Source organism: Streptococcus cristatus ATCC 51100 (assembly GCF_000222765.1).
Classification (GTDB): domain Bacteria; phylum Bacillota; class Bacilli; order Lactobacillales; family Streptococcaceae; genus Streptococcus; species Streptococcus cristatus.
In genome coordinates this window covers 169,425-188,539 of the sequence record NZ_AFUE01000008.1, presented here as the reverse complement: position 1 = coordinate 188,539, position 19,115 = coordinate 169,425, and the positions used below count along the sequence as shown (strand labels likewise).

The 19,115-nt window shown below is 42.0% G+C and carries 17 protein-coding genes and 5 pseudogenes; 6 read left to right on the top strand and 16 right to left on the bottom strand.

All coding sequences use genetic code 11. The features are described 5' to 3' along the window. Positions 1 to 23: 23 nt before the first annotated feature. Both tnpA and HMPREF9960_RS07625 read right to left on the bottom strand, forming a co-directional pair. Positions 24 to 403, bottom strand: a pseudogene (gene tnpA, locus HMPREF9960_RS07630) (IS200/IS605 family transposase). 197 nt (positions 404 to 600) lie between these two features. Further along, positions 601 to 780 (bottom strand): annotated as a pseudogene (locus HMPREF9960_RS07625) (hypothetical protein); the annotation flags it as partial. A gap of 151 nt (positions 781 to 931) precedes the next feature. On the opposite strand from HMPREF9960_RS07625, the gene HMPREF9960_RS07620 reads away from it, so the two are divergent. After that, positions 932 to 1,726, top strand: a complete 795-nt coding sequence (locus HMPREF9960_RS07620) for an ABC transporter ATP-binding protein (RefSeq protein WP_005590889.1) — start codon at positions 932 to 934, stop codon at positions 1,724 to 1,726. A gap of 50 nt (positions 1,727 to 1,776) precedes the next feature. After that, positions 1,777 to 1,983, top strand: a pseudogene (locus HMPREF9960_RS10145) (hypothetical protein); the annotation flags it as partial. Between the two features lie 289 nt (positions 1,984 to 2,272). On the opposite strand, the gene HMPREF9960_RS07615 reads toward HMPREF9960_RS10145, so the two are convergent. The 5 genes and pseudogenes from HMPREF9960_RS07615 to HMPREF9960_RS07600 form a co-directional block, all read right to left on the bottom strand. Continuing rightward, positions 2,273 to 3,049: an ABC transporter permease gene (locus HMPREF9960_RS07615; protein ID WP_005590892.1), complete on the bottom strand. Its 777-nt coding sequence runs from the start codon at positions 3,047 to 3,049 to the stop codon at positions 2,273 to 2,275. Further along, complete coding sequence (locus HMPREF9960_RS07610) at positions 3,036 to 3,989, bottom strand: ABC transporter ATP-binding protein (protein ID WP_005590893.1); 954 nt, start codon at positions 3,987 to 3,989, stop codon at positions 3,036 to 3,038. Before HMPREF9960_RS07610 ends, HMPREF9960_RS07615 begins: the two co-directional genes overlap by 14 nt. Continuing rightward, positions 3,989 to 4,585, bottom strand: a complete 597-nt coding sequence (locus tag HMPREF9960_RS07605; RefSeq protein ID WP_005590894.1) for a TetR/AcrR family transcriptional regulator — start codon at positions 4,583 to 4,585, stop codon at positions 3,989 to 3,991. Before HMPREF9960_RS07605 ends, HMPREF9960_RS07610 begins: the two co-directional genes overlap by 1 nt. Before the next feature lie 231 nt (positions 4,586 to 4,816). Next, positions 4,817 to 4,927 (bottom strand): annotated as a pseudogene (locus HMPREF9960_RS10140) (SAM-dependent methyltransferase); the annotation flags it as partial. Between the two features lie 99 nt (positions 4,928 to 5,026). After that, positions 5,027 to 6,640, bottom strand: a complete 1,614-nt coding sequence (locus tag HMPREF9960_RS07600) for a ribonuclease Y (protein ID WP_005590895.1) — start codon at positions 6,638 to 6,640, stop codon at positions 5,027 to 5,029. A gap of 276 nt (positions 6,641 to 6,916) precedes the next feature. Between HMPREF9960_RS07600 and HMPREF9960_RS07595 the strand changes: the two genes are divergently transcribed. Further along, positions 6,917 to 7,399, top strand: coding sequence for an S-ribosylhomocysteine lyase (locus HMPREF9960_RS07595; protein WP_005590897.1), 483 nt, complete (start codon positions 6,917 to 6,919; stop codon positions 7,397 to 7,399). 95 nt (positions 7,400 to 7,494) lie between these two features. Here HMPREF9960_RS07595 and HMPREF9960_RS07590 read toward each other — a convergent pair whose 3' ends face one another. The 6 genes and pseudogenes from HMPREF9960_RS07590 to HMPREF9960_RS07565 form a co-directional block, all read right to left on the bottom strand. Then, complete coding sequence (locus tag HMPREF9960_RS07590; RefSeq protein WP_005590898.1) at positions 7,495 to 8,184, bottom strand: response regulator transcription factor; 690 nt, start codon at positions 8,182 to 8,184, stop codon at positions 7,495 to 7,497. Positions 8,185 to 8,193: 9 nt separating this feature from the next. After that, positions 8,194 to 9,618: an NADP-dependent phosphogluconate dehydrogenase gene (gnd, locus tag HMPREF9960_RS07585; RefSeq protein ID WP_005590899.1), complete on the bottom strand. Its 1,425-nt coding sequence runs from the start codon at positions 9,616 to 9,618 to the stop codon at positions 8,194 to 8,196. 158 nt (positions 9,619 to 9,776) lie between these two features. Beyond that, positions 9,777 to 11,240, bottom strand: coding sequence for a flotillin family protein (locus HMPREF9960_RS07580; protein WP_005592424.1), 1,464 nt, complete (start codon positions 11,238 to 11,240; stop codon positions 9,777 to 9,779). Positions 11,241 to 11,421: 181 nt separating this feature from the next. Beyond that, positions 11,422 to 12,105 carry a Bax inhibitor-1/YccA family protein gene (locus HMPREF9960_RS07575; protein WP_005590903.1) on the bottom strand — a complete coding sequence of 228 codons (684 nt, stop codon included), beginning with the start codon at positions 12,103 to 12,105 and terminating at the stop codon, positions 11,422 to 11,424. Positions 12,106 to 12,124: 19 nt separating this feature from the next. Next, positions 12,125 to 12,616 carry an HDIG domain-containing metalloprotein gene (locus HMPREF9960_RS07570; protein WP_005590904.1) on the bottom strand — a complete coding sequence of 164 codons (492 nt, stop codon included), beginning with the start codon at positions 12,614 to 12,616 and terminating at the stop codon, positions 12,125 to 12,127. A gap of 44 nt (positions 12,617 to 12,660) precedes the next feature. Further along, positions 12,661 to 13,400 (bottom strand): annotated as a pseudogene (locus HMPREF9960_RS07565) (TrmH family RNA methyltransferase). 142 nt (positions 13,401 to 13,542) lie between these two features. On the opposite strand from HMPREF9960_RS07565, the gene HMPREF9960_RS07560 reads away from it, so the two are divergent. Further along, entirely contained in the window at positions 13,543 to 13,821 is a 279-nt protein-coding gene (locus HMPREF9960_RS07560; protein ID WP_005590906.1) for an acylphosphatase, read from the top strand. 82 nt (positions 13,822 to 13,903) lie between these two features. Beyond that, positions 13,904 to 14,824, top strand: coding sequence for a membrane protein insertase YidC (yidC, locus tag HMPREF9960_RS07555; RefSeq protein WP_005592325.1), 921 nt, complete (start codon positions 13,904 to 13,906; stop codon positions 14,822 to 14,824). A 263-nt stretch (positions 14,825 to 15,087) separates the two neighbouring features. Here yidC and HMPREF9960_RS07550 read toward each other — a convergent pair whose 3' ends face one another. Next, entirely contained in the window at positions 15,088 to 16,023 is a 936-nt protein-coding gene (locus tag HMPREF9960_RS07550; RefSeq protein ID WP_005590908.1) for a dihydroorotate oxidase, read from the bottom strand. 222 nt (positions 16,024 to 16,245) lie between these two features. Between HMPREF9960_RS07550 and gdhA the strand changes: the two genes are divergently transcribed. After that, on the top strand, positions 16,246 to 17,592 hold the full coding sequence (gene gdhA, locus HMPREF9960_RS07545) for an NADP-specific glutamate dehydrogenase (RefSeq protein WP_005590909.1): 1,347 nt from the start codon (positions 16,246 to 16,248) through the stop codon (positions 17,590 to 17,592). Between the two features lie 71 nt (positions 17,593 to 17,663). Here the strand turns inward: gdhA and HMPREF9960_RS07540 are convergent, their stop codons facing one another. Both HMPREF9960_RS07540 and HMPREF9960_RS07535 read right to left on the bottom strand, forming a co-directional pair. After that, entirely contained in the window at positions 17,664 to 18,404 is a 741-nt protein-coding gene (locus tag HMPREF9960_RS07540; RefSeq protein ID WP_005590910.1) for a M15 family metallopeptidase, read from the bottom strand. Continuing rightward, the gene (locus HMPREF9960_RS07535) at positions 18,401 to 19,090 is read right to left on the bottom strand and encodes a histidine phosphatase family protein (protein WP_005590912.1); all 690 of its coding nucleotides are present in this window, start codon (positions 19,088 to 19,090) and stop codon (positions 18,401 to 18,403) included. The genes HMPREF9960_RS07540 and HMPREF9960_RS07535 overlap by 4 nt, the downstream gene beginning before the upstream one ends. Between the last annotated feature and the right edge of the window lie 25 nt (positions 19,091 to 19,115).

Sequence of the window (19,115 nt, the reverse complement as noted above, 5' to 3'; positions counted from 1 at the left end):
CTAATGCCCGTAACAACGGGCTTTTATCTTGTTCTAAAACTACCATCTAAGAACGCTTTAGCACTTAACCTTTCAAGGACAATTCCTTTTTTCTCTTGCTCGCGAACATATTTGGCAACTGTCTTTCCGTTTGGGCCAACGATACTTACATATTTATCAAATACCCCGTGAAATCAAAAATCGTAAGTTTTGGAGGGATCAAGACAAGCATGTGAACATGATCTGGTATCATCTGTCTCTCAGTAATTTCCACACCTTTGTATTGACATAGATGACAAAAGATCTCAATGGGATCTCGTCTTATTTTGTAGTAAATGGTTTTTCTGCGATACTTGGGGGTAAAGATGATACGATATTTGCACATCCATTTGGTATGTGATAAACTGCAACTGGTTTTAGCCATTTCCTTTTCCTCCTTTGTCTTACCTGAACAAATAGATTCTACTAGGAAAAAGAAATGAAAGGTCAAATCCTTAGCAGCTACCAGCTTAGCTGGTGGTTTTCTTGTTTTTCTCTACGAGAAAAACTGGCTTGAAGCCATAATGAAAATAAGACGGAAGGTCCTTCTTCCGTCTTATTTCTGGTCTCGAGACTCTGGAATCAATCGATTCCAAGCTCTTCGTTCTTCTTCTGCTGCTGGGTTTCCTTGTGATTATCATAGCGATTAACCAAGAACTTGGCGATTTTTTTGAGGATAGAATAAGTCGGGATTGCCTCGATCATCTCTAGTACACCATAGATATTGCTGGATAAGAGCAAGAGTACCATGATGATAATAGGAAGATCCTCATCTGACACCAGATAAAGAAGATAATCATTAGCAAAAGGACCTACATCAACTTACTTTTATAAAACATCTGACTCCTCCTATCGGTTATTTTATCCTAAATTTTGTTATAATAAAGAAGATTTAACGAAAGAAAGAGTAAAAATGGAAAAAGTTATCAAACTAGAAAATGTAAGTTTGGCCAAACAAGGCCGAACTATCTTAAAGGATCTCAACTGGCAGGTGAAAAAGGGAGAGCATTGGGCCATTCTCGGTCTCAACGGCTCAGGAAAGTCTACTCTCCTGCGCTTGCTTATGGCTGAACATTGGAAGACCCAGGGCAAGGTGACGGTTCTGGATACGGAATTTGGCGCCGGCGACATTCCTCAGCTGCGAACTAGGATTGGAGTAGTTGGCTCCTTCATTGCTGAACGCCTTCCTAGCCATCTCACTGCCGAAGAAGTCGTCCTGACAGGCAAGTATAAAAGCAGTATTCTCTATGCTCCTTACGGACAAGAAGAACTGAACCAAGCTAGGGAAATGCTGGCTTCCATTGGCGGGCAAGAATTGATTGGCCGAAGCTACGCCAGTCTGTCTCAAGGGGAAAAACAGCTCTTGCTGATTGCCCGCAGTCTCATGGAAAAACCAGAATTGCTTATCTTAGATGAAGCGACCAGCGGTCTGGATCTCTTTGCCCGCGAGAGCCTGCTGGATCAAATTGGTATGATTACACAGATGGACCAGGCTCCAACCATCCTCTATGTCACCCACCATGTAGAGGAAATCACTGCTGCTATGGATCATGTCCTGCTCCTAAAAGAAGGTGAAATTATAGCCCAAGGTCCTAAAGAAGAAATTTTTCAAAAAGAGGTCATGGATCGATTTTATCCTCAGCCAGTCGAGCTGATTGAGCTGGGAGAAGACCGCTATTTCATCAAGGTGGAGAACAGGCCCTCATGAATCAATTTTCTAACACCATCTTCAGTCTGGGCTAGTTTCTGATTCTGACCATGACTGTGATTGCCTTACTTTTCCTGTCTGGGCAGATCCTGCTGTCTCATACTTACATCCCTTTGAGGACTGTTGAGGGGGGGCAATTCGTCAGTAATCCTTGGTATTTCTACCCTATCCTCCTGCTCTTTCTCCTCAGCCTCTTTTTAATCCGGCCCCTGCTAGAAAAAGTTCAGACCAAGTATTTTTTTCGGATTTTGTCCCTCACCTGACTAATGCCATAACAACGGGATTTCACCTTGTTCTAAAACTACCATCTGAGAACGCTTTAACATTTAACTTATCAAAGACAAGATCATTTTTTCCCAATCGCCTATATATTTAGAAACTATCTTTTCATTTAGGCCAACGATACTCACATAGTCTCCATTCTCCCAAAACTTTCGATTGCCACAATATCCCCCCTCTTGTTCTTCAATCTGAACAGGAGGGCTTGTTTTGAATGGAAATGAATAAGACTTAGTTTCGTGTTATTAGCATTTTCATCACTTCATTTTAATCGTAATCAGCATACCTCCACCAAGCTATTGTTGCGATAAGACCTAGAATACTTACCCCAAATAAACTAACAATGCTCCCCAAATTCAATAGTGCTTCTCCTGCAATACCACTTGCGAGTGCAGGAATCGCCCATGGAATATACTTCCCAAAGTTAAGAGCAGAACCAAGCTGAGAAAAAATAATTGTAAAAATAATAAATGCCAATGGTGACAAATATCCCCTGCCTAAACAAGCAAAAAAAGCAACTGGAGTAGAGAGTACGATCGTAAGAGTAGTACAAAGAACAAAAGTAAGTATACCTTTGAAAATCACCGTTAAGCTCCCACCCTCAAGTCCAATCAGATTGCCAGCTAATAATCCCAATAAAAGTGCAAAAATTGATAGAATATAGCTCCATAGAGCGATAACGATAAATTTGGATAATACGATTGTATCTCTTTTTATCGGGAGCGCTAATAGGTCTATCATAGTTTTATCAGAATATTCTCTACCAAAAATCCAAGATGCTGTAAATCCAAAAATGAGCAATCCCCCAACAGAAATGACTTGTGATATGGTCATTAAGTATGACGACCAGTCTGTTATCCTCATCATTTCCATTTTTGCAGAAATCAAACCAAGATTTTTGAAATTCTCTGGATATTTCATCATAGTTGCAAACACCCCAACAATAAAAGGAACTAAACAGATAGAACAAGCAGTTACGATGGAAAGTTTTGATTTTATTAACTTTCTCCATTCAATTAAAATACAGGAACTAAGCTTTTTCATTCGAGATTCCTCCATTATAGTCATTCAGTATTCTTAAGAAATAATGCTCTAAATCTTCTTTTTCAACAATCAGTGTTTTAGGTGGATAACCTGCATGAACCAGCAATGTAGCAATATCTTCCGGATATTCCACAGATTTTTTATCAATTAGTTCTAAGAAATCGATATTATTTTCTGTGTCTGATTGAATGTTCACCTGATAGCCATGGTTAGATAACACTTCTTTCATGGCCTTATTATTAGAGCCACTTACTAGTAACTTCTTTTCTAAGTACTGTTCTAATTCATTGCTTTCAACTTCTCTTATAAGTCTGCCCTCATGTACAATAACTATCCTAGTAGCAATTTTAGATATTTCTTCCAGATTATGACTTGAAATAAGAACAGTTGTACCTAGATTATTTGCCAATTCCTTTAACAGCTCTCTCACTTCAAGAACTCCAAAAGGATCTAATCCATTTGTCGGCTCATCCAGAATTAGGATTTTAGGTTTATGAATAATCGCTTTTGCAATTCCTAAACGCGCAACATTTCCTAAAGAAAGATGCTCCTCCTGTTTATGTTCATATTGCTTTAGTTTTAATTTTTCAATTACCCAGTCAATATTATCTTTATTAACCCCTCTTAATTTACTAACTATTTCTAAATTTTCTCTCACAGTTAAGTCTGGATAAGAATAAGGTGTCTCAATAATATAACCTATTTCATTTCGAAGTTCTAAATTACTCAGATCTAACTTTTTTCCTTGGATATAACATTCTCCTGATGTAGATTTTATCAATCCTAACATCATTCTCATCGTTGTTGTTTTCCCTGCACCATTTAGTCCTAAAAAACCTACTATTTCACCACTTTTTAATGATAGATTCAAGTTGTTGACAACATTTTTTGTTCCATATCTTTTAGAAAGGTTTGCGGTTCTAATTGCTTCTTTCACCATTACCTATCCTCCTCAGTAATTTGCTCCACAATTCCTTGTATGACTAACTTCAATGTGGTATCAAATTGTTTTTCACCGATTTCCTCGATGTGTAATATAGTCATAGCAATCGTTCTAAATAAAGCAGAGACGATTTCTACCGATATATTTTCTCTAATATTGATTCGGGATACAATTTTTTTAACCATCCTATCATCTATCAGATGATGATTTGTTATCACATCTTTTGGTAATTTTCTTACGAGTAATTCCATTTCATGATTTTTAAATATGGTATACATAAATGAATAGCGAAAATCTTGATAAAAATCATAAAGTAACTCTACCAGACGATTTGTATCTATCTTGGTTTCCATACCTAATTGTTCTGTCAGGCGATTCATAACATCTATTTGATATTCTTCTAAGACCGTAAAAAATAACATTTCTTTTGAAGAATAAAAATTATAAAAAGAACCTTTAGAAATATCTACCATTGCTGCCATCTGGTCAACGATGGTTTTCTTAACCCCATATCTTTGAAGGCATTCTTTTGCAACTTTATGTAATTTCTTTCTAATTGCTTCTTTTTCTTCAGCAGTAAAAGCAGTAGCCATAACTTCCTCCTAAAAACTATGTGACGTTTTTTGATTTTACGGTCATAGATTATCATATAAAATGAAAAATATCAAAAGTCTTATATCTTCTTTGTAAGAAAATATAAGATTTTAAATTTACACACACCTTAATTCTCTTCTTTTAGGCCTAATTATTTGATTTTCACGATTAAAAATACAGTACTGAAAGCTCCTATTATCTGGCTTTTCTCTCTGTATCCTTATCATATCTCAAACTATTTCTCTCAATTTCTCAATCATGACCAAGAAAGGCGGATTGTTAATCTGATTGATGGTATTGTAGAGAGTGACTGTGAAGTCCCGCTGAGGCAGATAGCTAAGATTAGTCGAGTATTGTTCAAGCCAGCTTCTGCTAAGCGCTGGCGGTTTAATACTTCATTTAAAACAAACAAAAAGGTCGAGACAAACGTCTCAACCTTTTTATTTTGCATAATCAACTGCTCGCATTTCGCGAATAACTGTGACCTTGATATTTCCTGGATATTCCAAGTTGTTTTCAATCTTTTCACGCACGTCATGCGCCAAGATTGTAATCTTATCATCCTTGATTTTCTCTGGACTGACCATGATTCGGATTTCACGACCTGCCTGAAGGGCAAAGCTTGTCTTAACCCCTTCAAAGCTGTTTGCAATTTCTTCCAAATCTTGCAATCGCTTGATGTAGCTTTCCAGCGACTCACTGCGAGCTCCTGGACGAGCTGCACTTAGGGCATCAGCTGCTGCAACGATGACTGCAATAACGCTCTCAGGTTCCACATCTCCGTGGTGGCTAGCAATCGTATTGATAACAACTGGATGCTCCTTATACTTGCGAGCCAACTCAGTTCCAATTTCCACGTGGCTGCCTTCTACTTCTCGATCGATGGCCTTACCAATATCATGGAGGAAACCAGCACGACGAGCTAAGTTCGCATTTTCACCCAACTCTCCAGCGATAACTCCAGCCAATTTGGCAACCTCAATCGAGTGGCGGAGAACATTTTGCCCGTAGGAAGTACGGAACTGCAAGCGACCCATGATTTTCATCAAATCAGGATGCAAGTTTGGTGCTCCGATTTCATAGGCTGCGGCTTCACCATACTCTCGAATACGGTTATCAATCTCTAAGCGATTCTTTTCGACCAATTCCTCGATACGAGCCGGATGAATTCGACCATCCTTGAGAAGAGCTTCCATAGTCATCCGAGCAATCTCACGGCGAACTGGATCGAAACCTGAAAGAGTAACCACTTCAGGCGTATCATCAATGATAACATCAATCCCTGTCAAGCTTTCAAAGGTTCGAATATTGCGACCTTCCCGTCCGATAATCCGTCCCTTCATGCTGTCATCAGGAAGATGAACCGTTGAATTGGTCTGCTCAGCAACATAGTCACCAGCAATCCGCTGCATAGCTTGAACCAAGATATCCTTGGCCACCTTGTCAGAGCGCTCTTTGATATCCTGCTCTGCTTCCCGAATACGAGTCGCGATTTCCTTGGACAGCTTGTCCTCGGTCTTGGTCAAGATAATCTCACGCGCTTCCGTCTGAGTCAGGGATGCTACCCGCTCAAGCTCAGCTTCTTTTTGCTGCTCTAGCTCAGCTACTTGTGCTTCACGCGCATCAATGTGTTTAGCTTTATCAGTAAGACTTTGTTCTTTGTGCTCCAAAGTCTTTTCCTTGTTGGTTAAATTATCATCTTTGCGGTCAAGACTACTTGCGCGCTCTGTTAAGCGGCTTTCAATTTGTTTTAACTCCTGACGCTCAGACTTAAATTCTGCATCAACCTCTTCACGATATTTTCTGGCTTCTTCTTTTGCCTCCAAAAGTGCTTCTTTTTTAAGCGAACTGGTTTCGCGCATCGCTTCTTTGACAATCAAATCAGCTTCACGTTCCGCCTGACCGCGTAAATTGGTTGCTTCTTGTTCAGCATTTAAAAGAGTAAGTTCCGCGGCTTCTTTAGATGCTTTCATCTTAACCACGATTCCTACATACCCAATCACTAAACCAATGATGGCAGCAAAAACAAAAGCAGCTATCGTATATAAGCCCATGTTTTTACTCCAAATCTATTTAATTATTGAATTCAAAATTCCTTTTTATTCTATCATAAATAGCAAAAATTCACAAATCAATTTTTTGAAAAAGAAGGCCGTTTTTTGCCTATTATTGGGCGAAAAGGCGCTAAATCAAAGAATTTAATATATAAAATTTTTTTATTTCCTAACTCTTATTTTTTTATGCTATAATCAAAAGGAAGTGTTTGAAATGTCGCTTTTGAAACCTGATCTCATTTTCAGGTTCCAATTTTAGATTTTAAAGGAGAAACCATGTCTAAAGAAGTTATCGTTGAAAGTTTTGAGCTTGACCATACAATCGTAAAAGCACCCTATGTTCGCCTCATTGGAGAGGAAACTGGTCCCAAAGGAGATATTATCTCTAACTTTGATATTCGCTTGGTGCAGCCAAATGAAGACTCTATTCCGACGGCTGGCCTGCATACCATCGAGCATTTACTAGCTATGCTCATTCGCAAGCGGATTGACGGTATGATTGACTGCTCACCTTTCGGTTGCCGAACAGGCTTCCATATGATTATGTGGGGGCAACACTCAGCGACTGAAATTGCCCAAGTCATCAAATCTTGCTTAGAAGAAATCGCTGAGACAACTACTTGGGAGGATGTCCCTGGCACCACCATCGAATCCTGTGGCAATTACAAGGATCACAGCCTCTTTTCTGCCAAAGAGTGGGCGAAACTAATTCTCAGTCAAGGAATCTCTGACAATGCTTTCGAGCGCCATGTCCTCTAAGCAGAGGGATTTTTGTCTTCTAGGATTTTATTATTTGCGCTAAAAATAAAAAAATTAACCCGTCCTTCTGGAAACAGAGGGCGGGTTTGTTCTTTTTATTCCTGCATAGCATAGCCAATGCCACGGACAGTTTTGATATAGCTAGTCTGACCAGCAATATCAATCTTACTACGTAGATAGCGAATATAGACATCGACTACGTTGGTTTCAGTGGCGCCTTCATACTTCCAGACACGTTCCAGAAGCTGCTCGCGGCTCATGACCTTTTGGTTGCTCATCAGCGTCACTAGTAGATCATATTCCCGTCTTGTCAAGGCAATCACTTCCTCTCCACGATAGACGATATGATTTTTCAAATCAACTCGTAGATTGCGGTAAGCAGTCGGTGTTTTCAGCTTGCTACAATGCTGGTCAATAAAGTCCCGACCTCGAAAGATATCGGATACTTTCTCAACCAAATCACTGATAATAAAAGGTTTGACGGTATAGGAAACAGCAAAGCGCTGAATCTCATCTGCATGTTCTTTGATTTCTTCACGGCTGGCTAAGACGATAATGACTGAAGCCGGCTTGAACAAACTCAGTTGCCTAGCAAACTCACTAGCGGTCATATCCTGCAAGTCATAATTAAGCAAAAATAGATCATAGTCATTTTCTCTAGCTAGTGCCAAACCTTGACTGCCTGTCTCAACTACATCCAAAAGAAATGCTTCCTTTTGCAGTTCCAAAGTCACAAATCGTGCAAGATTCTTTTCATTTTCTACTAATAAAATTCGCTTTGCCATAGGCCTATCCTATTTTTCGTCATACCAAGAGTAATGGAAGGTTCCTTCTTTGTCTTTACGTTGATAAGTGTGAGCACCGAAGTAGTCACGTTGCGCTTGGATCAAGTTAGCTGGAAGGTCCGCTGAACGGTAGCTATCGAAGTAAGTAATAGCTGCTGAGAAGGTTGGTACTGGTACACCAGCTTGAACAGCAAGAGCTACGATATCACGCACTGCTTGTTGGTACTTAGCAGTAACATCCAAGAAGTACTCATCCAAAAGAAGGTTAGCAAGATCTGCATCGCGGTTGTAGGCATCTGTGATCTTTTGCAAGAAACGTGAGCGGATGATACAGCCATCACGCCAGATAGATGCGATGTCCGCAAATGGCAAGTTCCAGTTATTTTCTTTAGAAGCTACACGCAATTGAGCAAAACCTTGTGCGTAAGAAATGATTTTTGAGAAGTAAAGTGCTTGACGGATCTTTTCAATCAACTCAGCCTTGTCTCCTTCAAACTTGAAGGCAGCTGGTTTTGGAAGAACCTTGCTAGCATGTACACGCTCTTCTTTGTATGTAGAGATGTAGCGAGCAAATACGGACTCAGTGATCAGTGACAATGGCACACCAAGGTCAAGCGCTGATTGGCTAGTCCATTTACCAGTTCCCTTGTTACCTGCTGCATCAAGGATGTAGTCTACGATTGGTCCATCTTGGCCTTCATCGTCTTTGCGGCTCAAGATATCAGCTGTGATTTCGATCAAATAGCTGTCTAATTCACCCTTGTTCCACTCAGTAAAGATTTCTGCCATATCTTCTGCAGTAAGGCCTAGCAAGTGTTGCATGAGGTCGTAACTTTCTGCGATCAATTGCATGTCACCATACTCGATACCGTTGTGGACCATTTTCACATAGTGACCAGCTCCATCAGGACCGATGTAAGTCACACATGGTTTGCCATCTTCTGGCGCTTTAGCTGAGATTTCTTCGAGAACATCAGCAACCAATTCGTAAGCTTCTTTTTGTCCACCAGGCATGATAGAAGGACCTTCAAGGGCACCTTTTTCACCACCAGAAACCCCTGTACCGATAAAGTTGATACCAGAGTTTGCCAATTCTTCATTACGACGGATCGTATCTTTGTAGAAAGTATTTCCTCCGTCGATCAAGATATCACCCTTATCAAGGTGGGGAAGAAGAGCTTGGATAGTTGCGTCTGTACCAGGTCCAGCTTGAACCATGAGCATGATACGACGAGGTTTTTCGATAGATTGAACGAAAGACTCTACATCGTAGCTTGGTACAAAGTTCTTTTCAGGATGGCAAGCGATTACGTCTTCTGTTTTTTCCTTACTACGGTTGTAAATGGCAACTGTATAACCACGAGATTCGATATTTAGGGCAAGGTTACGACCCATTACGGCCATACCTACGACACCAAAGTTAGCTTTTGTCATTTTCTACTCCTATAATCTTAGTTGTTTAATCTGTTATATTTTAACATTTTTACATGGTAATGAAAAGTATTTAGCTGATTGAAATGCTTTTCTGGAGGAGGACAAACAGCCAGAAGTTCCAACTCCCAGCTGTTTGTATATCTTAGACACATTTAGATTTATTTCTCATCAACTTCGATGACTGCTTGTTCATCTTGTTTGAGCTTGTTGACAGTCATATTGACGCCAAGTGCTCCAGCTAACAGTTGACGAATGTCAAAGCCTGCTCCTTGGGAAACTTGGTCAATGCTCTGCATGATGTCACCGACCATTTTAGACGCGTTACCTTCACCATACATAGTGATCTTGTCTACCTTGGTCAATGGCTCTGCTACCGCACGAGCGATTTCTGGTAGTTTATCGACAATCATTTCCGTAATCGCAGCTTCCTGCATCTTCTTCATGGCTTCGGCTTTCTTGTCCAAACCTTCTGCTTCCGCTTCTAGTTTGAGACGAATGGCTTCCGCCTCCGCACGTCCCTTAGCTTCAATAGCTTCAGCTTCTTGCAGTTGCGCAAATTTTTCAGCCTCGGCTTGAGCCTTACGAGCTTCCGCTTCTTTCTGCGTTTCAAAGAGTTCTGCTTCGGCCTGACGTTGACGTTCAATCAATTGCGCTTCTGCGGCCTGTTGACGGGCATATTTTTCAGCTTCGGCTTGCTTGCGGATATTGGCATCCAATTCCTGCTCACGAACCTTAACTTCCCGTTCTTTGACTTCTGCTTCTTTTTCCTGCTTCATGATGTTGGCTTCTGCGGCCACACGTTCTTGTTCACGACGCTGGATTTCTGCCTCAATCCCTTTAGCTGCGTCCGCTTTAGCTTGCGCAATATCTGCTTCCTGCTTGAGGGCAGCTTGTTTCAGTTTGAGTTCATTTTGCTTTTGAGCAATTTCCAAGTCAGCAGCCACGCGCTTGTCGTTAGCCAGCTTATCCTGCTCCGCTTCAACTTCCTTACGCTCACGTTCAGCCTTAGCCTTGGCAATCAGGGCGTCTTTCTTGATCGTTTCGACATTTTCAATACCGAGGTTGTCAATAACGCCGCCTTCATCAGAGAAGGATTGAACGGTAAAGGCAATGACTTCCAGACCCATCTTAGCCAAATCTGGCGCCACGTTATCTTGCACTTTAGAAGCAAATTCCTGACGGTCATTGACCATCTTGCGCAGTTCCATCTGGCCGATTACCTCACGAAGGTTCCCTTCGAGAACATCTTGGACAGAGTTGGAAATATCAGTGGTATTCCAATTAAGGAAGTTCTCTGCCGCACGGTCAATCATTTCATCCGTAGTACCAATCTTCAGCTTCACAGCCGCATCAGCACGAACGTTGATAAAGTCAAGTGTCGGTACAGACTCAGAAGTACGGACATCGGTAGAAAACTGCTCAATATCCAGGTAAGAGCGCTGCTCTACAAAAGGAATCATGAAGCCAGCCTTACCTCTCAAATGGCGCTGCTTACGCAGACCAGTAATAACGACTACTTCATTTGGCTTGGCATTGACATACCCCTTAGCCAAAAGAATAATAAGCACGATGGCTGCAACGATTGCAAAAATCAACCAGCCTGGGATGAATAACATATCCATAGAAACTTCCTTTCTTTTCCAGAGCAATAGACCAATGCATTGCCCAAATATATTTTTAGTTAGTATATCAAAAAAATTAACCGTCTGCAAAACTTTTACTGCTAATCCTATTCAACTTCCAAAATGCCTCTTCAAACAAAAAGATAGCTCCCCATTTATCGAGGAAGCTATCCATGTTTTATTAGTCATTTCTTCCAAAGATACGAAGGATGCTGAGGAAGAGGTTGATGAAGTCGAGATAAAGGCTCAAAGCCAGAGAAAGGGCCCATCCAAGTCCAGCCTGTCCGCCTGTCTGCTCATAGACATAGCGAATTTTTTGATTGTCCCAAGCAATCAAACCTGCGAAAATGACGACACTGACATAGCTGACAATATAGTCTATCATGTCGCTACCCAGGAAAATATTGACAAAACTCGCGATCACAATTCCAATTAGACCTGCAAACATAGCACGGCCCATACCAGACAAATCTTTTTTGATGACAAGGCCCATGGCTGCCATGACAAGGAAAACGGCCGCACTAACCGCAAATGCTTTAAAGACCACGCCACCTGTGTACATGGCCACAATGAAACTCATGGTAAAGCCGTTTAGGGCTGAGTAGCTCAAAAAGAGGGGGAGGGCAGCTGGGCTATTGCGAAGTCCCATACTGGAAGCTGACCAAACCAAGGCCACCTCAAGGAAAATCGCACCGTAGTATATCCAGCGGTAATGAAGCAGAATATCAACTAGAGCTGTCTGGAAGGTTGTCAGCATTAAGCCTGAAACCAGAGCAGAGATGGCAATTCCCATCCCGACAAATCCGTAGACCTTTGAATAAAAACTAGAAAGTCCACTGTTTTCTTGAATAATTGTATTGTTCATAATGTCTCCTTTTTACATTTTAACTTTTCAGCATCTTTCGATGATACTTTTTACGTCCGCTCAGCTTTTGTCGCCAAGGTGCCGTCGCTTCTTTGACCGCCCAGTACTTGTCCACCATGGTCACAACGAAAGACTCCTTGTATCGTGGCGGTGCCAGGGTAGCTCCCCACATGTGCTTGATGATAATATCTTCCTCAACTCGATTGAGCTTAGTAATCTTACGGGCATTTCGGACTGCTAGGCGGGGATGTACCCAAGCATGACTCTTTTTAAACTTGGTTTCACGCCAGTCATAATAAAATAGATCATGCAAAAGAGCACCTCGTGCTGTACTACGGGCATTCCAGCCGAATTTTTTAGCAATTTTATAACTAGTATAACTGACATTGATTGAATGTTCAAGCCGATTGGAATGAATATGATGCGTAATCCCTTTTAAGCGTTGGACGCTAGGCTTCTCAATCAAATGCCCCACATAGGCCATAAATTCATCATCTTCTCTGTAAGGCATGTCATCACCTCCATTTAGTTTTATTATAGAGAGATTTCTAAAAGCTAGCTTAAAGCAAACATCAGGATGCCAGCTGCCACAGCTACGTTAAGACTTTCAGCCTGGCCTTTCATGGAAATATGAACCAAAACATCAGCCACCTCCGTCATCTCTTGGCTGATTCCTTGCCCTTCATTACCCATGACTAAGAGGAAATCTTCATGTTTTTCGACCTTTTGATAATCCACAGAATATTCTGATAAGGTCGAAGCCAGAATTTGCAGGTCACTTTGACGAGCTAGGGCCAGCATATCCTCTCTGCTCACGCGATAAATGGGCAGATGAAAATGGCTGCCCTGCATAGAACGCAAAGTTTTGAGATTGTAAATGTCAGCGGAGTGACTAGAGATGAAAACTCCTTGATAACCCGCCGCATCCGCTGTTCGGATGATGGTTCCGACATTACCAGGATCCTGCACATCTTCTAAAAAGAGGTAGGCACCTTCCAGCTTTTCTGGAATATTCTGCTCCTCAAAGGCTAATTCTGCAACGATTCCCTGAGGTGTCTTGCTATCTGCTAAATCACTGAGAATCTCTGGACTGACAAAAATAGTCTGGGAAAATGCTGCCAAACGCTCTTCGTACTCTGCCAAAGCAAAAATTCGCAGAATCCGTGCCTGACTGGCCAGAGCCTCTTCAAAAAGATGCCAGCCCTCAATCAAATACGACTCGCTACGATATTTTTTTGATGCAACTTTTTAGCTTTTTTTACCACATTATTGGCTTTTGAGGTTATAATATTCATAAATACATTATAACACAATCTAGCAGTTTTGAACTCATCCTCTAGACTTATCCTCAGAGAAAATCTTATCCCAAGCAACCAGCTGCTCGCTACACCATGGGGCTGAGAAGCGAGTTTCAAACCGCTACAAAAGGAGGTAACGATGCAAAAAGTAAGAATGATTGCGCAAGGACGAGTCCAAGGCGTCGGCTTTCGTTGGGGCGTTTACTCCCTTGCTTTGCAGATTGGCGGGATTACAGGTCGCGTCTGGAATAATGACGACGGTACAGTCGAAATTTTGGCTCAAGCTGAAAGCTCTGCCCTCATGGCCAAGTTCATTCAAGAAATCCGCAAGGGACCAACTCCTTTTTCAAAAGTCAGCTATTTAGATGTCACCATGGCCAATTTTGATTCCTATACCGACTTTAAAATTGCAAATTAGGTCTGGAGAACTATTGTATATTTCCTTAAAAAACAGTAGAATAGATAGGTATTATTTTTTTAGAAACAAAGGAAATGAACTCGTGAAAACATTTAAACGTATTTTATTCTCTGGAATGAGCTTGTCCCTCCTGCTATTATTGACAGGGTGTGTCGGACGAGACAAGGCTGGCAATCCTTCTGGTATCATTTGGGACGTACTTGGTCAGCCTATGGCAGATAGCATCCAGTTCTTTGCCAAGAATTCAGGCCTTGGTTATGGTCTAGCGATTATTATCGTTACACTCATCGTACGGCTGATTATTTTCCCACTGGGAATCTATCAGTCTTGGAAGGCTACTCTTCAGTCAGAAAAGATGAACTACTTCAAGCCCATCTTTGCCCCTATCCAAGAACGGATCAATAATGCCGAAACTCAAGAAGAAAAACTGGAAGCCCAGCAAGAACTTATGGCTGCTCAAAGAGAAAATGGTCTCAGTATGTTTGGCGGTATCGGTTGCCTTCCTCTACTCATTCAAATGCCTTTCTTCTCAGCTCTCTTCTTCGCTGCCCAATACACAAACGGCGTAGCAAGCAGTACATTCCTTGGCATCAATCTTGGAAAACCTAGTCTGGCCTTGACTCTCATTGTCGGTGTACTCTACTATATCCAGTCGGTGCTCTCCCTACATGGGATCGAAGATGAAACCCAAAAAGCGCAGATGAAGAGTGCAACTTACATGAGCCCTATTATGATTGTTGTCTTCTCCTTCATGTCACCAGCGGCTGTGACCCTCTACTGGGTAGTCGGTGGTTTCATCCAAATTATCCAACAATTCATCATTAACTACTTGATTCGTCCGCGAATTAGAAAGCAAGTAGCTGAAGAATATGAAAAGAATCCTCCGAAAGCCATGAGCAATGCAGGCCGCATCAAGGATGTGACGCCAAAAGCGAGCCAAGCAATCACTCATAGCAATAAAAAGAAAAACAAACGCAACGCTGGTAAACAACGTTCTAGATAAATAAATTATCCATGTCCCTCCAAGATTTCCTATCTAATCTTGGAGGGCTTTTTCTATTCCCCTAACAATACTAAAGAGAGTGGGACAGAAATCAGTAATTCGTTAGAATTCGATTTCGTTGTCCCACCTCCGCACAGTTGAGTAGAGCTGTAAAAGCTGATGAAATCAGCCTAGTAGAGCCCACTCAACCACTGCGTCTTGCTAGACAATCCATAGACAATTGAGAGGCTAGGACTTTTGTCCCAGCCTCCTTTCTTAAACTTTTAATCAATATACTTCAATTTTCCACGGAAATCTTCCAGGCTTTCATAGCCTTTTTCTTCCATAATCGCCTTGAGTTCGGCGGTGATGCGTTCGAAGGCTGCCACGCCTTCTTTATGAAGGGTTGTTCCTACCTGCACCATGCTGGCACCGCAAAGGATATGCTCGAAGGCATCGCGCCCTGTCAGGACGCCCCCAGTTCCGATGATTTGGATTTCCGGTTTCAGGCGTTGGTAAAAGGCATGGACATTGGCCAAAGCAGTCGGCTTGATGTACTGGCCGCCAATACCGCCAAAACCATTTTTCGGACGAATGACCACTGACTCATCTTCTATATAAAGACCATTCCCGATCGAGTTGACACAATTGACAAATTTGAGCGGATATTTGTTAAAAATCGCGGCAGCCTGATCAAAATGTACAATATCAAAGTAAGGTGGCAGCTTGATTCCCAATGGCTTAGTGAAATAAGCAAAAACCTCTGATAAGATACGATCAGTTGTTTCAAAATCATAGGCAATCTGCGGCTTACCTGGAACGTTTGGGCAGGAGAGATTGAGCTCAGTAATCCCTTTAAAGTCGCTTGCCTGCACTTTCTTGAGAATAGTGTGAGTTTCTTCTGGCGACATACCAACCAAGGAAAGGAAGAAAGTGCGATTTGGCACGCTTTCTTGCAGCTCCAGCAAATAGTCAAGATAATAATCTAAACCATTATTGGGCAGGCCCATGGAGTTGATAGAGCCCAGTGGCACATCCTGATAGCGAGGTTCTGGATTACCTTGACGAAAGTCCAGCGTTGCCGTCTTAGTCACAAAAGTTCCCGCAGCAGAGTTTTTGACTTCTTCTAACTCTTCCACTGTCATACAAGCCACTCCTGCTGCATTCATCAGGCAGTTATCAAAATCAAAACCCGCAATTTTTGTCTTGGTTGTTGTCATTATTTTGACCTCTTATTCCTTAATTTTCTCTATTATATCATTAAAATTCTTCCTATAAAGAATTTATCCTAATTTTCTAGCAAAAGGTTCGGCATTTCCACCTAGAATCTTCAAAAAAATATTATGGAAATTTTCAGAAAATTCAACTTTTTTCTTTACACCCTAAAAAAATTCTGCTATAATGGCTCATGTAATAAAATATGACAACAAAAGGAGAACGATATGACATCTGCTAAAGAATATATCCAAAGCGTGTTTGCAACTGTGAAAGCTCGTAACGGGCATGAGGCCGAATTTCTCCAGGCGGTTGAAGAATTCTTCAGCACTCTAGAGCCTGTATTTGAAAAACACCCTGAGTATATCGAAGAAAACATCTTAGCACGTATCACCGAGCCTGAGCGCGTGATTTCTTTCCGTGTTCCTTGGGTCGACCGTGATGGAAAAGTGCAAGTCAACCGTGGTTACCGTGTTCAATTCAACTCAGCTGTTGGACCATATAAAGGCGGACTTCGTTTCCACCCAACTGTAAACCAAGGGATCTTGAAATTCCTCGGATTTGAACAAATCTTTAAAAACGTCTTAACTGGACTTCCAATCGGCGGTGGTAAAGGTGGATCAGATTTCGATCCTAAAGGAAAAACGGACGCCGAAGTCATGCGCTTCTGCCAAAGCTTTATGACAGAATTGCAAAAATACATCGGACCATCACTTGATGTCCCAGCTGGCGATATCGGTGTTGGTGGACGTGAAATCGGCTACCTCTACGGTCAATACAAACGCCTGAACCAATTTGATGCGGGTGTCTTGACTGGTAAACCTCTTGGATTTGGTGGTAGCTTGATCCGTCCAGAAGCAACTGGTTACGGTTTGGTTTACTATACTGAAGAAATGCTCAAAGCTAACGGTAACAGCTTTGCTGGTAAAAAAGTGGTGATTTCCGGTTCTGGTAACGTAGCTCAATACGCTCTTCAAAAAGCGACTGAACTTGGCGCTACTGTTATCTCAGTATCTGACTCCAACGGTTATGTCATCGACGAAAATGGTATTGACTTTGATCTTTTGGTTGATGTTAAAGAAAAACGCCGTGCTCGTTTGACTGAGTACGCAGCTGAAAAAGCAACTGCTACTTACCATGAAGGTTCTGTATGGACTTACGCTGGTAACTATGATATTGCTCTTCCATGTGCGACTCAAAACGAAATCAACGGTGACGCAGCTAAACGTTTGGTTGCTCAAGGCGTTATCTGTGTATCTGAAGGTGCTAACATGCCGAGTGACCTTGATGCGATTAAAGTCTACAAAGAAAACGGAATCCTTTACGGACCTGCCAAAGCTGCCAACGCTGGTGGTGTAGCTGTATCTGCCCTTGAAATGAGCCAAAACAGCCTTCGCCTCTCATGGACTCGTGAAGAAGTTGATGGACGTCTCAAAGACATCATGACCAACATCTTCAACACAGCTAAAACAACGGCTGAAACATACGGTCTTGGTACTGATTACCTTGCAGGAGCAAATATCGCTGCCTTTGAAAACGTGGCAAACGCTATGATTGCACAAGGTATTGTTTAAACCCTGAAATTTAAAAATCGGCTTGCTCATTTGAGCAGCTGATTTTTTGTCTATCAATGGGTTGTAACGTTTTACCGAGCCGACTCTTTCAAAAGGGTCAGATATTCCTCTAAAACTAGGTGATGTTTTTGCATATATTGTGCCGACTCTACGCCAACATAACGATAGTGCCAATTTTCAAAATCCACACCAGTAATATCGCTTTTCCCTTCAGGATAGCGCAGAATAAAGCCGTATTTAGGGGCAATTTCCGCAATCTTATTTGCTACCTCATCATTCTGACCTTCTGGCTCGCTCATATCAATCGCCAAGCCTGTCTGATGCTCACTGGCACCTGGCAGCTGGATCCGCTTTTGCACTTCTTGCTCCGCTTCTTGCCGAGACAGGCCTTCTTCTTCGGCCAAAGCTAGGGCTTCTTCATAGAGCTCTGTCTGCTCAGCTCGGCTACGATAGCCCGAAATAAAGGTTTCCTCTGGCGCAATGGCCCTAGCTGCAGCTAAAAATTGTCTAGTATTTTCAGCAATACGATTATCTACCTGAATATCATCGATTTGGGTCAACCTAGGATGAGACTCTTCCTGTAAATGGCTACGATTGATTAAAGTCAACTCCCAATCATCAACTGACACCTTAGGCAAGTCAGAACTCTGGACTCTAAGACCATGATTAATAAAAGTTGGCAAGTCTTCATCCATATCTTGAACTCGCAATAGGGCAAACAGCAAACTGATCCCAATTCCTAGAAATAAGAGCCTATTTATTAGTCGAAACAGAGAGAGTTTTCTCTTTCTTTCATGGCGACCTCGTCTCAAGACTTGTCCTCCAGCTCTTTCGCTCCAACTTCACGATAGGACATATCACCGATGGAAACAACCGAAAATTGTCCATCTTCATAGTCTACGATGGTCACACTACCATTGCCTAGGCCATGAGGCTGCATGAGATTAATTAGGTAGACAAAGGTGGCGATGGTCATGCCATGACTAACCACCAAAGCATTGCCACCACCTGCAGCCTCCAGCTCCTCAGCAATCTCTGAGAAGCCTTGCCAAATTCGGTCGCTGAGTTTTTCCCAATTCTCAGCCCAGCCAGCCGTGTCGACTTCTACTAAACCTTCTGCCAGCTCGGCATAGCTGAGTTGATGGACATGGTCGATATTAAAGACCCTAGGCATGACTCCCATAAAAAGCTCACCATCATAGCCACCATCAAAGCTGCCAAAACACCACTCTCGAATGCGCTTGTCAAACCGATAAGGAATCTTTCCAGTCAAGCCCAGCTCTTCCAAAATAATTCCCATGGTCTGAATGGTTCGACCTGAATCACTGGATCTAGCTAGTTTAAAATCAATACCCGCTTTTCGCAAACCAATCCCTAATTCATGGATGCCACGTTCGCCTTCTGCTGTCAACGGACTATCACTCCAGCCCTGAGCTCGTCCGATTGTATTAAACATGGTCTTACCATGCCGGATGAGGTATAATCTTGTTTTTGCCATACACTTCCCCCCTTATTCTCCTCTC

Bases quoted from the DNA above. Each gene is read 5' to 3' on its own strand.
- HMPREF9960_RS07620 (WP_005590889.1), top strand. From the start codon at position 932: ATGGAAAAAGTTATCAAACTAGAAAATGTAAGTTTGGCCAAACAAGGC.
- HMPREF9960_RS07615 (WP_005590892.1), bottom strand. From the start codon at position 3,049: ATGAAAAAGCTTAGTTCCTGTATTTTAATTGAATGGAGAAAGTTAATA.
- HMPREF9960_RS07610 (WP_005590893.1), bottom strand. From the start codon at position 3,989: ATGGTGAAAGAAGCAATTAGAACCGCAAACCTTTCTAAAAGATATGGA.
- HMPREF9960_RS07605 (WP_005590894.1), bottom strand. From the start codon at position 4,585: ATGGCTACTGCTTTTACTGCTGAAGAAAAAGAAGCAATTAGAAAGAAA.
- HMPREF9960_RS07600 (WP_005590895.1), bottom strand. From the start codon at position 6,640: ATGGGCTTATATACGATAGCTGCTTTTGTTTTTGCTGCCATCATTGGT.
- HMPREF9960_RS07595 (WP_005590897.1), top strand. From the start codon at position 6,917: ATGTCTAAAGAAGTTATCGTTGAAAGTTTTGAGCTTGACCATACAATC.
- HMPREF9960_RS07590 (WP_005590898.1), bottom strand. From the start codon at position 8,184: ATGGCAAAGCGAATTTTATTAGTAGAAAATGAAAAGAATCTTGCACGA.
- gnd (WP_005590899.1), bottom strand. From the start codon at position 9,618: ATGACAAAAGCTAACTTTGGTGTCGTAGGTATGGCCGTAATGGGTCGT.
- HMPREF9960_RS07580 (WP_005592424.1), bottom strand. From the start codon at position 11,240: ATGGATATGTTATTCATCCCAGGCTGGTTGATTTTTGCAATCGTTGCA.
- HMPREF9960_RS07575 (WP_005590903.1), bottom strand. From the start codon at position 12,105: ATGAACAATACAATTATTCAAGAAAACAGTGGACTTTCTAGTTTTTAT.
- HMPREF9960_RS07570 (WP_005590904.1), bottom strand. From the start codon at position 12,616: ATGCCTTACAGAGAAGATGATGAATTTATGGCCTATGTGGGGCATTTG.
- HMPREF9960_RS07560 (WP_005590906.1), top strand. From the start codon at position 13,543: ATGCAAAAAGTAAGAATGATTGCGCAAGGACGAGTCCAAGGCGTCGGC.
- HMPREF9960_RS07550 (WP_005590908.1), bottom strand. From the start codon at position 16,023: ATGACAACAACCAAGACAAAAATTGCGGGTTTTGATTTTGATAACTGC.
- gdhA (WP_005590909.1), top strand. From the start codon at position 16,246: ATGACATCTGCTAAAGAATATATCCAAAGCGTGTTTGCAACTGTGAAA.
- HMPREF9960_RS07535 (WP_005590912.1), bottom strand. From the start codon at position 19,090: ATGGCAAAAACAAGATTATACCTCATCCGGCATGGTAAGACCATGTTT.